The organism is Sulfitobacter sp. IGS-18 (assembly GCF_059628195.1).
This window is the reverse complement of the sequence record NZ_JCAQIH010000002.1, coordinates 378,314-391,324: the sequence shown is the minus strand read 5'-3', so window position 1 is coordinate 391,324 and position 13,011 is coordinate 378,314. Positions and strand designations below refer to the sequence as shown.

The 13,011-nt window shown below is 62.2% G+C and carries 16 protein-coding genes; 8 read left to right on the top strand and 8 right to left on the bottom strand.

Annotated features, from left to right (window positions below):
- Position 1: 1 nt before the first annotated feature.
- A complete protein-coding gene (locus ACWNZ3_RS19990) occupies positions 2 to 1,015 on the top strand; it encodes an ABC transporter ATP-binding protein (protein WP_496902029.1) in 1,014 nt (337 codons plus the stop codon).
- Entirely contained in the window at positions 1,012 to 1,980 is a 969-nt protein-coding gene (locus ACWNZ3_RS19985; protein ID WP_496902028.1) for an ABC transporter ATP-binding protein, read from the top strand. The genes ACWNZ3_RS19990 and ACWNZ3_RS19985 overlap by 4 nt, the downstream gene beginning before the upstream one ends.
- Before the next feature lie 139 nt (positions 1,981 to 2,119).
- On the opposite strand, the gene ACWNZ3_RS19980 is transcribed toward ACWNZ3_RS19985, so the two are convergent.
- On the bottom strand, positions 2,120 to 2,374 hold the full coding sequence (locus ACWNZ3_RS19980) for a hypothetical protein (protein ID WP_496902027.1): 255 nt from the start codon (positions 2,372 to 2,374) through the stop codon (positions 2,120 to 2,122).
- 88 nt (positions 2,375 to 2,462) lie between these two features.
- Here ACWNZ3_RS19980 and ACWNZ3_RS19975 point away from each other — a divergent pair, with 88 nt between their 5' ends.
- Positions 2,463 to 3,098 (top strand): LysE family translocator, encoded by a 636-nt coding sequence (locus tag ACWNZ3_RS19975; RefSeq protein ID WP_496902026.1) that lies wholly within the window; start codon positions 2,463 to 2,465, stop codon positions 3,096 to 3,098.
- A 90-nt stretch (positions 3,099 to 3,188) separates the two neighbouring features.
- On the opposite strand, the gene ACWNZ3_RS19970 is transcribed toward ACWNZ3_RS19975, so the two are convergent.
- From ACWNZ3_RS19970 to ACWNZ3_RS19955, 4 genes are read right to left on the bottom strand one after another with little or no spacing between them, the layout of a single operon-like run.
- Positions 3,189 to 4,685, bottom strand: a complete 1,497-nt coding sequence (locus tag ACWNZ3_RS19970) for a tripartite tricarboxylate transporter permease (protein ID WP_496902025.1) — start codon at positions 4,683 to 4,685, stop codon at positions 3,189 to 3,191.
- Between the two features lies 1 nt (position 4,686).
- Complete coding sequence (locus ACWNZ3_RS19965) at positions 4,687 to 5,136, bottom strand: tripartite tricarboxylate transporter TctB family protein (RefSeq protein ID WP_274574646.1); 450 nt, start codon at positions 5,134 to 5,136, stop codon at positions 4,687 to 4,689.
- A gap of 3 nt (positions 5,137 to 5,139) precedes the next feature.
- Positions 5,140 to 6,090, bottom strand: coding sequence for a tripartite tricarboxylate transporter substrate binding protein (locus ACWNZ3_RS19960; protein ID WP_274574644.1), 951 nt, complete (start codon positions 6,088 to 6,090; stop codon positions 5,140 to 5,142).
- Positions 6,091 to 6,118: 28 nt separating this feature from the next.
- On the bottom strand, positions 6,119 to 6,850 hold the full coding sequence (locus tag ACWNZ3_RS19955) for a GntR family transcriptional regulator (protein ID WP_496902024.1): 732 nt from the start codon (positions 6,848 to 6,850) through the stop codon (positions 6,119 to 6,121).
- Between the two features lie 84 nt (positions 6,851 to 6,934).
- On the opposite strand from ACWNZ3_RS19955, the gene ACWNZ3_RS19950 reads away from it, so the two are divergent.
- Positions 6,935 to 7,708, top strand: a complete 774-nt coding sequence (locus ACWNZ3_RS19950; protein ID WP_496902023.1) for an amidohydrolase family protein — start codon at positions 6,935 to 6,937, stop codon at positions 7,706 to 7,708.
- A 160-nt stretch (positions 7,709 to 7,868) separates the two neighbouring features.
- Here ACWNZ3_RS19950 and ACWNZ3_RS19945 read toward each other — a convergent pair whose 3' ends face one another.
- The 3 genes from ACWNZ3_RS19945 to ACWNZ3_RS19935 form a co-directional block, all read right to left on the bottom strand.
- Entirely contained in the window at positions 7,869 to 8,420 is a 552-nt protein-coding gene (locus ACWNZ3_RS19945; protein WP_496902022.1) for a 2OG-Fe(II) oxygenase, read from the bottom strand.
- Positions 8,421 to 8,643: 223 nt separating this feature from the next.
- The gene (locus ACWNZ3_RS19940) at positions 8,644 to 9,243 is read right to left on the bottom strand and encodes a short chain dehydrogenase (RefSeq protein WP_496902021.1); all 600 of its coding nucleotides are present in this window, start codon (positions 9,241 to 9,243) and stop codon (positions 8,644 to 8,646) included.
- Entirely contained in the window at positions 9,240 to 9,602 is a 363-nt protein-coding gene (locus tag ACWNZ3_RS19935; protein WP_496902020.1) for a hypothetical protein, read from the bottom strand. The genes ACWNZ3_RS19940 and ACWNZ3_RS19935 overlap by 4 nt, the downstream gene beginning before the upstream one ends.
- 190 nt (positions 9,603 to 9,792) lie before the next feature.
- On the opposite strand from ACWNZ3_RS19935, the gene ACWNZ3_RS19930 reads away from it, so the two are divergent.
- From ACWNZ3_RS19930 to ACWNZ3_RS19915, 4 genes are read left to right on the top strand one after another with little or no spacing between them, the layout of a single operon-like run.
- Positions 9,793 to 11,280, top strand: coding sequence for an FAD-binding oxidoreductase (locus tag ACWNZ3_RS19930; protein WP_496902019.1), 1,488 nt, complete (start codon positions 9,793 to 9,795; stop codon positions 11,278 to 11,280).
- Positions 11,277 to 11,681, top strand: a complete 405-nt coding sequence (locus ACWNZ3_RS19925) for a hypothetical protein (protein ID WP_114276923.1) — start codon at positions 11,277 to 11,279, stop codon at positions 11,679 to 11,681. The genes ACWNZ3_RS19930 and ACWNZ3_RS19925 overlap by 4 nt, the downstream gene beginning before the upstream one ends.
- Positions 11,678 to 12,730: a hypothetical protein gene (locus ACWNZ3_RS19920; RefSeq protein ID WP_496902018.1), complete on the top strand. Its 1,053-nt coding sequence runs from the start codon at positions 11,678 to 11,680 to the stop codon at positions 12,728 to 12,730. The genes ACWNZ3_RS19925 and ACWNZ3_RS19920 overlap by 4 nt, the downstream gene beginning before the upstream one ends.
- Positions 12,720 to 13,007, top strand: coding sequence for a hypothetical protein (locus tag ACWNZ3_RS19915; protein WP_496902017.1), 288 nt, complete (start codon positions 12,720 to 12,722; stop codon positions 13,005 to 13,007). The genes ACWNZ3_RS19920 and ACWNZ3_RS19915 overlap by 11 nt, the downstream gene beginning before the upstream one ends.
- Positions 13,008 to 13,011: the final 4 nt, after the last annotated feature.

Below are 13,011 nucleotides of genomic sequence, written 5' to 3'. Positions count from 1 at the left end.
AATGATGGCGCAACCCATTGCGGCAAGCAAAGAGCCCGAGGCGGCGACCCCTGCGCTGGATGTGTCGGGGTTAAGTGTTGAATTCCCGTCCCGGCGCGGAACGCTTTTGGCCATCGACGATGTTTCCATGCAGATCGCACCGGGCGAGATCCTGGGTGTCGTGGGTGAATCCGGCGCGGGCAAATCCATCACCGGATTGGCGGTTCTCGGGTTGCTGGAAAGTCCGGGCCGCATATCCGGCGGCGCGATTCACGTCGGTGGCAGGCGCGTGGATACCCTGTCGGAAAAGGAACTGACCAAGGTGCGCGGCCGCGAAATGGGGGCGATTTTTCAGGACCCGCTGACCGCGCTCAACCCGCTGTTCACGGTGGGCAAACAGCTGGTTGAAACCATCCGGCTGCACAGCGGCATGTCAAAGGAGGCGGCAAATGACCGCGCGCTGGCGCTTTTGCAAAGCGTCGGTATTCCGGCGCCCAGGGAACGCCTGCGCCAGTATCCGCATCAGTTTTCGGGCGGGATGCGCCAGAGGGTCGTGATCGCATTGGCGCTTGCGGCTGGCCCGCGTCTGATCATTGCGGACGAGCCGACAACCGCTCTCGACGTGTCCATCCAGGCGCAGATTACCGCGCTGCTGCGCAAATTATGCGACGAGACCGGCGTGGGCATCATGCTGGTGACCCATGACATGGGCGTGATCGCCGAAACCGCCGACCGGGTCTGTGTGATGTATTCCGGTCGGGTGGTCGAAAGCGGCCCTGTTGCGGAGGTGATCCACAACCCGCAACACCCCTATACCAAGGGGCTGATGGCAGCGATCCCCAGCCTGCATGACCGGGTTGAGACTTTGGCACAGATCGACGGGTCGATGCCACGCCTGAACGCGCGCCCGACCGGCTGCGCCTTTCATCCGCGTTGCCCGCATGCCGGTCCGAAATGCAGCGCCGCGACGCCGCCGCTGGTCTCGGTGGGCGTGACGCGTTCTGCATGCTGGCTGCAACAGGGAGGCACAAAATGACTGCTCATGTTCCCGCGCTGACCGTCGATGGCGTCAGCAAGGTCTTTGACGTTTCCGCCCCCTGGCTGAACCGCGTGATCGAACGGCGCCCGAAGCTGTTCGTCGAGGCGGTGTCGGAGGTTTCCTTCACGGTCGAGAAGGGCACCTGCTTCAGCATCGTCGGAGAATCGGGATGCGGTAAATCCACGGTCGCCCGACTTGTTACCGGGCTCTACAAGACCACGCGCGGTGACATTTCCTTTGGCACCGGGGCGACGGGACGTCCGATCCGGGTCCAGATGATCTTTCAGGACCCGCATTCCAGCGTGAACCCGCGCTGGCGCGTCGGCGATATCATCGCCGAACCAATTCGCGAGATGAAATTGCGGGATACCGAAAAGGAAACCATGGCGCGGGTCCGCGAGCTGCTGGAAACGGTGGGGCTGGGTGCCGATGATGCGCAGAAATTCCCGCATGAATTTTCCGGCGGCCAGCGGCAGCGCATTTCCATCGCGCGGGCGCTTGCGTCGGAACCGGAATTGCTGGTCTGCGACGAACCCACTTCGGCGCTGGACGTATCGGTGCAGGCGCAAATTCTGAACCTGATGCGACGGCTGCAGGATGAACTGGGGCTGACCTATCTCTTCATCAGTCACGACCTGAGCGTGGTACGCCACATGTCCGACCATATCGCGGTCATGTATCTTGGCCGCATTGTCGAACAGGCACCGGTCGAGCAGCTTTTCACGGCACCGCAGCACCCCTATTCAAAGCTGCTGCTCGCGACGATCCCCGACATCCAGAACCCCAAGCGTCGGGTGGAGGCGCAGGCAGGCGAACCGCCCAGCCCGTTGAATCCGCCAACCGGATGCGCATTTCATCCACGCTGCCCCATCGCGATGGAAAAGTGCAGCAAGGTGATGCCCGAATTGCTGCATGCCGCGGGACATGCAAAAGTCTCCTGTCACGCGGTGGCGGAGGTCTGAGGATCAGCGGCGCTGAACCCATCACTCTCTTTCGGTTGCTGTTCTCTGCCTGGTTATTCCATCCCACCTGTGCCCCATGATCGTGCCTGGGTGCCACTTCGCCCCTGGCGGCACCCTTGCCCGGACTGGCCGGAAAGCATCAGATCTCAAGAATGATCGGGCAATGGTCGGATACTTCCGGCTCATGGATCACATCAAAGCGGATCACGTCAGCCGCGCGATTGATGAGCAGGTAGTCGGCAAATCTGCCGGGTTTCTTGTATTGCGAATTTCGCGTCCCTTCGAACCCCCGGCTGGTTACAAGTTCGGTCAGCCCGGCTTGTCGCAGCACGGCCAGCGGTGTCTTGCCTGTCGCTGCAATCCGTAATCCACCAGTACCGGCAATGTCGATCACGACCTGCCGCTGTTGACAACGGGATCGGCTGCTGACTTTTTTGCAAGGGGGTGCAGTTTTGATTGTCTGGACCACCGCGGAGGATGATATGACGGAAACCACAATTCTTGCATTTGCGCTTGTAGCCTTCATTGGTATTGCAACACCCGGGCCGACTGTTTTGCTCGCTTTGACGAACGGTTCGAAGTTCGGAACACGGCGCGCATCTGTCGGTATGATCGGTGCGGTACTCTCCGATTTTGTCCTGATCGGGGCCGTTGCCCTTGGGCTGGGCGCGCTGTTGGCGGCATCGGAATTCTGGTTCAGTGTCGTCAAATGGATCGGCGTTGGCTATCTCGCCTTTCTTGGCGTCATGCTCCTGCGCTCCAAGGGAACCCTCGATGAATCGCTTCGATCCGCGAGCGGTGGCGGTTCGGGATCGGCGCGGTCGATCTTCCTGAAAAGCTTCCTCGTGGCGGTGACAAATCCGAAGGGCTATCTGTTCTTTTCAGCTTTCCTGCCGCAGTTCATCGACCCAGCGGCACCGCAGATCCAGCAATATGCACTGCTCGCCCTGGTCTTTGCGAGCGTGGATTTCATGGTCATGTTCGGCTACGCCCTGCTCGGCTCGCGGGCGGTCAGGATGCTTCGGAAATCCGGCGCGCTCTGGCTTGACCGGATTTGCGGCGGCGCGCTGTTGATGCTCGCCGGTTCCTTGGCTTTCTATCGACGCGCGAGTGCCTGAGCATTTGCGCAGGTATTCTCCACGCGACAACACCAGTTCCGGTATCACTCAGTTCAGGATCAGCGACCGCAGAAGGAGGCGTTGGCGGACTTAAGCCTTCGTTGTGTTCCGCCGGCGGCGCATGGCCCTGAAGATGGGCCAGACGATCACGAGCAGGGTCGCGATGGCGAGTGCCGCGGAGATCGGGCGGGTCAGAAGTTCGGTCGCGTCGCCCCGGCTTATCAGCAGGGCGCGGCGGACGCTCTGTTCGGCCATGGGGCCGAGGATCATGCCGAGGATGATTGGCGCCAGCGGCACGTTCACTTTCTCCAGGATGTATCCCGCGAGACCGGCGACGAGCATCACCCAGAGATCGACCGGGCGGCCATTGATGACGTAGACGCCCACGCACATCAGGATCAGGATCGAGGGCACCAGGAGCACGCCGGGCAGGCGCTGGAACTGCGCAAAGACGCGGGTCGCGACGGCGCCGCCGAGGGCGAAGATCAGGACCGAGGTCAGCAGCATTTCCATCATGAAGCCGCCAACGAGAACGGGGTTCTGGTGGAAGAGTTGCGGGCCGGGTTGCAACCCGTGGATGGTCAGCGCGCTCAGGACCAGCGCCGCAACGACGTTGCCGGGGATGCCCAGCGACAGCGCGGGGATCATCGAGGCGGCGTTGTCGGCGTTGTTGCCGCATTCCGCTGCCGCCACGCCCTGCGGGTTGCCCTTGCCAAAGCTCGACGGGTCATCGGAAGCGTTCTTGGCCGCGTTGTAGCTGAGGAATGCCGCGATATTGCCGCCCGCGCCCGGCAGAATGCCGACGCCGATGCCGATGCCGGAGGCGCGCAGCCATGTCGGGATCAGCCCGCGTATCTCGCCGGGTTTGAAAGGCACGTTGGTCAACCTGAGCTGAGCGGCAGAGAGCCCTTTGAGATCGGCCTTTTCGGCGAGTTGCAGGACCGGCGGCAATGCGTAGAGCCCCACCAGCACCACGATGAGGTCGAGCCCGCCCAGAAGCCAGGTCTGGCCGAAGGTAAAGCGCGCCTGGCCCGAAAGGTTGTCGATGCCCATGGTGCCGATCAGGAGCCCCAGCACCGCGGCCATGATGCCCTTGACCGGATCGGAACCGACCATGACGCCGACCGAGGCCATGCCGAAGATCGCGATCCAGAAATACTCGGCCGGGCCGAAGAACAGCGTCACCCGCGCCAGGAGCGGCCCCATTGTCATCAGCGCAATGGCGCTGGCGATGCCGCCGATTGCGGAGGACCAGCAGGCGATTTTCAGCGCCTTGGCGGCCTCTCCCTTGTCGGCCATCGGGAAGCCGTCAAAGGTCGTGGCGATGGAGGCGGGCGTGCCGGGAATGCGCAAGAGGATCGCCGGGATCGCGCCGCCGTACATCGACCCGTTGTAGATGCCCGCCACCATGGCCAGCGCCACAAGCGGATCCATCGAATAGGTCAGCGGCAGCAGAAGCGCGATGGCCATCACGGGGTTCAACCCCGGCAGTGCGCCGATGAGAACGCCGAGCAATGTGGCGCCGATCATCGCTGTCAACGGCCCGAAGGACAGGACATGGGTCAGGGCGTTGGTGTAGAATTCCATGTCAGGCTCCGGACCCGAAGAGCGACAGGAGAGCTTCGCGCGGCAGCGGTTTTTCCAGCAGCACCGAGAAGACGAGGTAGATCAGCGCCATGAAGACCAGCGCCACGATCAGCGCATAGACCGCCTGGCGGAACCCAAGTGCTGCCGGCAGCGCCAGCATCAGCAGGAAGGAGGCGGTGTAAAAGCCCAGCGGCACCACCAGTGCCACATAGATCGTCGCGATCACCGCTGCGATGATCATCTGCGCGGGCGCGTCAACCAGCGCCCGCACCTCGTTCCGGGTGGCGCGGACGGCCCTGACCGTCACCGCCCCGCCAAGAAGCGCCAGGAGCAGGCCCAGCACCATCGGGTAATTCCCGCTGGCCCCGGTGTAGCCGGTCGCCATCCAGGCCGCCGCTATGCCGAAAGCGGCAAAGAGCAGCCCGAGTGCGATGTCCTGACGCTTCTCCATTGCTCAGAGCCCGAGGTTCTTGGAAACTTCGGCAAGCGCGTCGTATTCGGCCTGCAGCCGCGCGCCGAGGTCGTCACCCCTGACCACATTGGGCACTTCGCCCTTGGTGGCGAGGAATTCGACATAGGACGGATCGTTGACCGCCTCTTCGATGGTGTCGGCCAGCTTGTCGACAATCGCCTGATCGAGACCCTTCGGCCCGAGAATGGCCCGCCACAGGAGCGTTTCCTTGTCAGCCAGCCCCAGCGCGTCCAGCCCAGAGGCGCCCGGCAGTGCCGGCACGTCAGCGGCGGAGGTCACCAGCGGGCACTTGGCCTCGCCATTCTCGACATAGGGCAGCACGGTCGAGATCGAACCGCCGTAGATGTCCACGTGGCCGCCGAGGAAGTTCTGCAGCGTCTCGCCCGCCCCGCCGAAGGGGATGGCGATGGCGTTGATGCCCTTGGCCTGGAAAATGCGCTCGGCGGCAAGCTGCATCGTGCCGCCGATACCGTCATTGCCGTAAGTGTACTTGCCCGGGTTGGCCTCCAGTTCGGCCAGGAATTCCGCGCCGGTGGTGGCCGGGAAATCGGCCTTCACGCAGAGCGTGTAGGCGGTTTCCGAAGTCGAGGCGATGGGGGTGAAACTGTCGAGCGCATAGGCCACGTTCTGCACCTGTGGCACGGTGGTCAGCGGGCTGTTCCAGGTGGCGAACAGCGAATAGCCGTCCGGCTTGGCCTGCATGAACTGGGACGCGCCGACCGAGCCGCCGCCGCCGCCCACGTTGAGGATGGCGATGGAGGTGCCGAGTTTTTCCTCAAGCAGGATTGCCAGCTTGCGGGCGCTGGTGTCGGTGCCGCCACCGGCACCGGCCGGAATGGTCAGTTCGATGGCGCGTTCGGGGTATTCCGCCAGCGCCGGGGCGGCCAGCGCCGCGGCTGCGGTCAGGCCGAGCAGGATTGTCTTGATCTTCATGGTCTCTCTCCCAATAAAACTGAAGTCGTCAGTTGATTTCGCTGCGATAGCGGAAGCCCTCGGCGCTGCCGCTGGCGATGCGCCATTCGATGGGCTTGTCTTCGACATCGAAGGCAGTGCGCCGGATCACCGCCAGCGGATCGCCGGACTTGATGCGCAATTGCTGCGCCACGGTGTCGGTGGCGCGCCCGAAGGACACTTCGTCGGTTGCGCGTCTCACCAGCACGCCGAAATGTTCGAAATAGACAGGATACAGCAGCGGGCCGAAGTCGGTGTCGCGCAATTCCTCGAACCCGGCGAAGCGTGCCTGCGGAATGTAGATTTCCTCGAACAGCACCGGCACTTCCGACAGGCTGCGCAGACGCACGATTTTGATCACATCCTTGCTGCCAAGTGCTTCGGCCGCCTCGGCGGGGGCCTCGGCCCTGCTGCGCAGGATCATCTGGCTTTGCGGGATGGATGGCGGCGCGCCGTCGCTGTCGCGCATCGGAAAGAAGCGGAACAGGCTGGCATTGAAGGACGGCGCGCGCATGAATGTCCCCGAGCCTTGCCGCCGTTCCAGCAGGCCTTCGCTGACCAGCCCGTCGACCGCCTTGCGCACCGTGCCCACGGAGACGTCGAATTCCGCCGCCAGCCGCGCTTCGGAGGGGATCGGTGTATCCGGTGTCCAGTCACCGGCGGCAATGCGCGCCGCCAGCGTGTCGCGCAGCCGGGCATAGGCCGGCAGCCTTGCGTCAGTCGTGGCGAATCCGTTGTTCATTGTCGTCCTCCCTCGGGAGCTTCTAAACGATATTGACCCATTCAGTCAACTGGTCATATATATGAATTATACCGGGAGGGCCTCATGATCCAGTTCGACTGCCACGCGCATGTCTATGAAACCGTCACCGCCATCGACGGCGCGCGCTATGTTCCCGCCCATCCGGCGCCCCTGGATGGTTGGGTGGCACATCAGGAGGCGCATGGGCTGCGCGGTGGCGTGATCGTGCAGGTCAGCTTCCTCGGCGCCGACAATTCCGAGATGTGTGCCGCGCTCGCCAGGCTGGACCGCGCGCGTTTCGCCGGTGTCGGTGTCGTGCCGCTGGAGGTTTGCGATGAGGAACTGGATCGCCTGGTGCAGGCCGGCATGCGCGGTGTCCGCTGGAACCTCGTGCGCGGCGCGGCCATGCCGGACCTCGGCGCCGCACCGACCCGGCGTTTCCTGACCCGGCTGAGTGACCGCGACCTGCACCTTGAGATCCATCTCGAAGGTCCGCGCCTTGCCCCGGTCCTTCCTGCGCTTGCCGATCAGGGCGTGAACCTGGTCATTGACCATTTCGGCCTGCCTTCCAACCCGGATCCCCGCAGCGATCCCATGATCCGGGCAGTTGCCGATCTGCACGACAGAAGCGCCCTCTACTTCAAGTTCGCCGCCCACTACCGCACGTCTTTCGACGTCACCCCCCATGCCGGCGAACTGCTATCCCTGCTGCCCGACAATCACGTCGTATGGGGCAGCGACTGGCCCCACACCCAGCACGAGCACCGCACCGGCTATGCCGACGTCTGGTCCCGCGCCGCTGATTGGCGTGACCTGTCGGACGGAACCGCAGCACGAAGGTTGTACGACATCGGCTGAAAGCAGCTTCGGTTCTGCAGTCCTGTCGGCCCCAGCGATCATCAACGCAGGCTGAACTGAAATGCGGTCGCCATTCATAGCCGCTTTCGCGAAAGCCCGATCTCGCGTCGTGGATCAACGTCGCGGCGCATGCCGCAAAATCATCTGGGGTTGGCCCATTTCACCGGAACGCGGGCCCGTGCGCCCAGACGGTCAGCGAATGTCGCACGCCGCTGCGTACTGGTGTCACCTGATGCAACATAAAGCTGGGAAACACGGTCACGGAGCCTTGCGCCCGGCTGGCCTCCAGCACCTGCGCACCGGGCATCACCTCCAACGTGCCGCCCTCATAGTCGCCCGATTGCGACAGTTGCAGCACCAGCGTCAGCTTGCGCTTGGCCGAGATCGGTCCGCCGCCAATGTCCGAATGCCACACGAAATGCCCCCCCGCGGTGGCGCGGTAGATCGCCACCTGCGGGCTTTCCTCAAATGCGGTCAGATCAAACCCAAAGTGATCGCGGTTCGCCACCCGCACCAGATCAATCAGCCGGTCCATCACCCAGCCCAGCCCGTCCACCTTGTCGGTCCACACCAGATCGGCATTGCGCATGTTGTGGTCGCGGTTGCGACCCACAAGCAGCGCCGGATCGGCGGGGGCCTGGGATATGGCGGTTACGATCGCGTCGCATTCTCCGACGCTGAAGGCTTCGGGTATCGCATGCATGGAGAGCATTATCTGGGTCTTTCGGACTAGGAGACTCCGGCCCCAAGCCACCTGTACGGGGGCAGCGGACCGGCCGCGCAATATAGCACCGCGCCGGGCCCTTGTCTGAAAATTCAATCGCCCCGTCGGTGCGCGGCAGGCGGAGGCCTGCGCATTGCCGTCCCGGGAGGGCGATACCCGATGTGTGCACAGGCAGCGGCTGGGCCAATGTCCGGTTCTTCCTTGGTCGGCGCTACTCCACGATCACCACCTGTCCAGTCCGAGCCCCCTCGACACATTTAGAATAAGCCAAACCGACGTCATGAGATGACACCGGCTTGTGACCACGGAACCATGCGCCGTAACGCGGTGCGGATACCTCCAGCATTCCGGGGCTGACGACATTTATCCTCAAACCGCGCGGCATTTCTATTGCGGCACCGGTGACGAACCCCGCCAATGCCCCGTTCGCGGTTGCCGCGTTTGTTCCCATTCGGATCGGGTCGCGATCCAGAACACCGCTTGTCAGGGTGAACGAACCTGCATCTGATATGACCCCCAGTCCGGCAAGGACGAGGTTGACCTGCCCCATGACTTTTTGCCGGAGACCAACCATGAAGGTCTCTTGATCCATTTCCGCCAAAGGCGTGAAGGCCGCGTCGCCCGCACATGACACAACGGCATCAAAGGCACCGACCACCTCATACAGTGCCTTCACCGCATTCAGGTCGCCTATATCGACTTGAAAGTCGCCGGTCGTGCGGCCAACGGTGATGATTTCATGCCTCTGGCCGAGTTCGTTGCAGGCTGCCTGTCCGATATCGCCAGCTGCACCAACCACAATTATTCTCATATTTTATCCTTCTCTATCTCGTCGTACATCTGGAGTTTCCGGTTGAGGATCACCCGGCAAGGCTCCAGTTCCGCCTGTCGTTCATAGGCATTCCGGTTGCGGCGGCCCATGCCGATAGCATCGCCAAGGCGCATGCCTTTGTCGATGGCAACAACCGCAGGGCTTTCGTGGCAACCTTTACCTTCCTGCGATTGAACGGTGTTCCCCTCAGGCCGGATCCCGGCATCGGTGTCCGGATGATGGAAGAGCTGGCGTCCTGCCAGGTGAGCGAAGATGCCATTGCCGTCTGGCTGCGCGATCTTGCCGCGAGGACCGACGCGGGGTGATACAGGCGCGCCCGACGGACAATGGGGTGCCACTTCGCAAGGCGCCCTGCGGAGCTGACCGATACTGGATGATCTGACGCAAACTGCCGCGCATGCGAAGCCGAATACCGCTTTTCAAACCAGAAACTGGTGGAATTCCTTACCTTTGATATCCTTGTAACGGCCATGGCGTCGGCTGTATCAAATGACCAAGCGGACCAGGTCATTGATGAGGGGCCCAGCCATGAAAAAATTCACCCGGCGCGCGGCCCTGTTGGGCGCAGGCGGTGCTGCAGGCTGGACCCTGTCGCGGGCGTTTGGACCAAATCTGCCGGTCTATGAGGGCACCCGGCGCATAGCCTCCGGGGCAGGTGAAACCACTTTGAACGATGCAAGCGGCCTGTCGCCAACGCCGATCCACAAGCACATGGTCGTGAAACAGGATCCCGATGACGCCCTGATTGCCATTGTTCGACAAGAACTTGCCGCAGCGCGTAAAGACGGGCGGCCCCTGAACGTGGGGGCGGCGCGCCATTCCATGGGGGGTCAGGCGATTCCCCGCAACGGCACGGCCATCACCTTTGACAATGGATCGGTGGAACTGGACAGCGCCAGCCGCAGCTATCGTGCCCATGCCGGGGCACGTTGGTCTCAGGTGATTAACGCGCTTGATCCTGCCGGGTTTTCCCCTGCGGTGATGCAATCGAACCATGATTTCGGTGTCGCCGCGACGTTTTCGGTCAATGCCCATGGGTGGCCGGTGCCCTTTGGGCCAATGGGGTCAACCGTGCGGTCCTTGCGGATGGTCATGCCAGACGGCGAACTGGTGACCTGTTCGCGGTCGGAAAACACGGATCTCTTCAACCTCGCGATGGGCGGCTACGGGCTGATCGGTGTCATTGTTGATCTTGAGGTCGACATGGTGCCCAACAGCCGGCTTGCCCCGCAGTTTGACGTGATCGACGCCCCGGCATTTGCCGATGCCTTTGACGCGGTGATCAGGGATCCGGATGTGACAATGGCCTATGGCCGCCTCAACGTCGAACGCGAAAGCTTTTTCACCAAGGCCTTGCTGGTCAGCTATCGCGAAACACCGGATCAGGCCGCGCTGCCGCCGGCCTCAGGCTCGGGCTGGATGGCGCATGCCGCCAGCCGGATCTATCGCGCACAATTGGGCAACGAGAGGATGAAGGCGTTCAGATGGTGGAATGAAACCGCCGTTGGCCCGGCGCTTGGCGGGGGGGAGGTCACGCGCAATACCCTGATCAACGAACCGGTGATGACGCTTGATGACCGCAACCCGGACCGGACTGATATCCTGCACGAGTATTTCGTTGGTTTCGACCGGTTCGGCGAATTCCTGACGGCCTGCCGCGATGTGATCCCGGCGAGTTATCAGGAATTTCTGAATGTCACGCTGCGTTACGTGGCGCAGGACGATCAAAGCATGTTGTCCTATGCGAAGGTGCCGCGCATTGCGGCGGTGATGTCCTTCAGCCAGGAAATGACCATCCGCGGCGAGGCCGACATGGCGCGCATGACCCGCGACCTGATCGACAGGATCGCCGCCATCGACGGGGCCTATTACCTGCCGTATCGTCCGCATGCGACCGTCGCACAGCTGTCGCAAACCTATGAAAATGCGGTCCGGTTTTCCCGGGAAAAACGCGATCTGGACCCGGACCTGGTCCTGCGCAACAATCTCTGGGACAGCTATTTGGGGCAATTATGAGCAACTTGCAGAAACTTTCGCTGGGATATTTCGCAGCGCTGATGATCGCGGCCTCGCTGAACTACATACCCGGGCTGACCGATGAAAACGGGCTGGCATTTGGTATCTTCGAACTGGATATCTACGATGACGCCCTTCATGTCGCCTCGGCGTTATGGGCGCTTGTGGCCGGGCTTCTCTCTTACCGGGCGGCCCGGACCTTTCTGATCCTGTTTGGACTGGCATATCTGGGTGATGGTATTTTCGGGTTCTTCACGGGCTACGGATTCCTTGATCTGGGGATTTTCACCAACCCCTCTGCCGGGCTTGATTTTTCGTTGCTGCGCGTTCTGGCCAACCTGCCGCATCTGGGGCTCGGTGGTCTGGCGGTCTGGGCAGGGTTCAGGTCCGCCCCGGCATGAAGCGGTTGTGGACATGGGTGAAACGGGTCGGGGTCGTCCTGCTTTTGCTTGTCGCTGGCCTTCTTGCACCCGTGGCATGGGTCGAAACCATGTGCCGGGGGGACAAGGTGCAAACGCCTTACGCGGCCTTGCTGCCACCCGCAGAGCATCGGGTGGAATCCCGCACTCTGCTGACCTATCCGGAATGGCACATCGTTCACACCTATGACGATTATGCCGAGGTCATCCGAACGGGGGACCCGCATGAATTTGGTTTTTTCAAAAGCATTACCGGATTCTGGTCGTCACTTTGTGTCCTGAATGAAACCGCTTCCGGTGTTGGCAACGTCGATTCCGCCACCAAACAGATGGTCTATGTCATCGGGGTCAGCTTCACCGCCGAACTGATGATGAAGGCGGCCTACGAAGAAACCATCGGCCGCCTGTTCGCCTGGCAACGGGGTGCGGGCCGCGCGCCGTTGGATGATCTCTCAGCGGTTCAGGCTGCTGATTATGCAGCGTTCCTGCAGCAGGTGCCGTGGTATCGGTGGCATTTTCGCGAAGACGCAGAGGCCCTGCGCCAGGCAGCCACCGGCAATCTGCGGGATCGCGAGCGGCGCCTTGCGCTCGGGCTCGAATATGGCGCCAAAGCAGCCTATGCCGATCTGATCGCCCGGGCGGTTGCCGCAACCGGATTTGACGAACTTCGCCTGCGCATGGTTGTTTCCGGCAAACCCGCCATAGACCTGGCTGCCTATGACGGGATAACAATTGGCGAGACGCTCCCGGAAGGTATCGTCATTGAAACACCGCGTTATCGGATCCTGACACATCTGCTTCGGTCCATGGCGCTGGACGGCTGGCAATTCCGCGAGATTGCCGGCAATGACGACATTCTCTTTACCGCCCTCTCGGATCAGCCAGGTCATCAGGATGCAATTGTCAGCCTCCCAAGGCAGGGATACGGCGACTTTCGCCATCTGGTGCTGGTGAAAGTGACCGAACTTGCGGACCAGATCCGGAACCTTGCGGCATCCGGTGCCCGGCTGGAGCATGTCCATGACTATTAGAGGCATCCTTTGTACGATGCCGCTGGTGTTCACGGGCTGGATTCTGACGCTGATCACGGTCAGCCTTCTGACAGATGAGGCGCCCGCCCAGGTGGTCCTGTTTCCCTCTGCCAGCTTCATGCAATCCCTGTCCGATGACATCGCCATCCTGGGAAGCAATGGCTGGAGCGTCACCCTCGCCGCACCGCGCAGCAGTTTTGCGGCATCGCTGTATCGTACCGGTGCCCGCATCGTCCTGCCCGCAGGCTTGCCCGGATGTCTGCCTTTGCCACGATAATACG

Excerpts from the sequence above, each read along its gene's own strand:
- ACWNZ3_RS19990 (WP_496902029.1), top strand. The coding sequence starts at position 2 with ATGATGGCGCAACCCATTGCGGCAAGCAAAGAGCCCGAGGCGGCGACC.
- ACWNZ3_RS19985 (WP_496902028.1), top strand. The coding sequence starts at position 1,012 with ATGACTGCTCATGTTCCCGCGCTGACCGTCGATGGCGTCAGCAAGGTC.
- ACWNZ3_RS19975 (WP_496902026.1), top strand. The coding sequence starts at position 2,463 with ATGACGGAAACCACAATTCTTGCATTTGCGCTTGTAGCCTTCATTGGT.
- ACWNZ3_RS19970 (WP_496902025.1), bottom strand. The coding sequence starts at position 4,685 with ATGGAATTCTACACCAACGCCCTGACCCATGTCCTGTCCTTCGGGCCG.
- ACWNZ3_RS19965 (WP_274574646.1), bottom strand. The coding sequence starts at position 5,136 with ATGGAGAAGCGTCAGGACATCGCACTCGGGCTGCTCTTTGCCGCTTTC.
- ACWNZ3_RS19960 (WP_274574644.1), bottom strand. The coding sequence starts at position 6,090 with ATGAAGATCAAGACAATCCTGCTCGGCCTGACCGCAGCCGCGGCGCTG.
- ACWNZ3_RS19955 (WP_496902024.1), bottom strand. The coding sequence starts at position 6,850 with ATGAACAACGGATTCGCCACGACTGACGCAAGGCTGCCGGCCTATGCC.
- ACWNZ3_RS19950 (WP_496902023.1), top strand. The coding sequence starts at position 6,935 with ATGATCCAGTTCGACTGCCACGCGCATGTCTATGAAACCGTCACCGCC.
- ACWNZ3_RS19945 (WP_496902022.1), bottom strand. The coding sequence starts at position 8,420 with ATGCTCTCCATGCATGCGATACCCGAAGCCTTCAGCGTCGGAGAATGC.
- ACWNZ3_RS19940 (WP_496902021.1), bottom strand. The coding sequence starts at position 9,243 with ATGAGAATAATTGTGGTTGGTGCAGCTGGCGATATCGGACAGGCAGCC.
- ACWNZ3_RS19930 (WP_496902019.1), top strand. The coding sequence starts at position 9,793 with ATGAAAAAATTCACCCGGCGCGCGGCCCTGTTGGGCGCAGGCGGTGCT.
- ACWNZ3_RS19925 (WP_114276923.1), top strand. The coding sequence starts at position 11,277 with ATGAGCAACTTGCAGAAACTTTCGCTGGGATATTTCGCAGCGCTGATG.
- ACWNZ3_RS19920 (WP_496902018.1), top strand. The coding sequence starts at position 11,678 with ATGAAGCGGTTGTGGACATGGGTGAAACGGGTCGGGGTCGTCCTGCTT.
- ACWNZ3_RS19915 (WP_496902017.1), top strand. The coding sequence starts at position 12,720 with ATGACTATTAGAGGCATCCTTTGTACGATGCCGCTGGTGTTCACGGGC.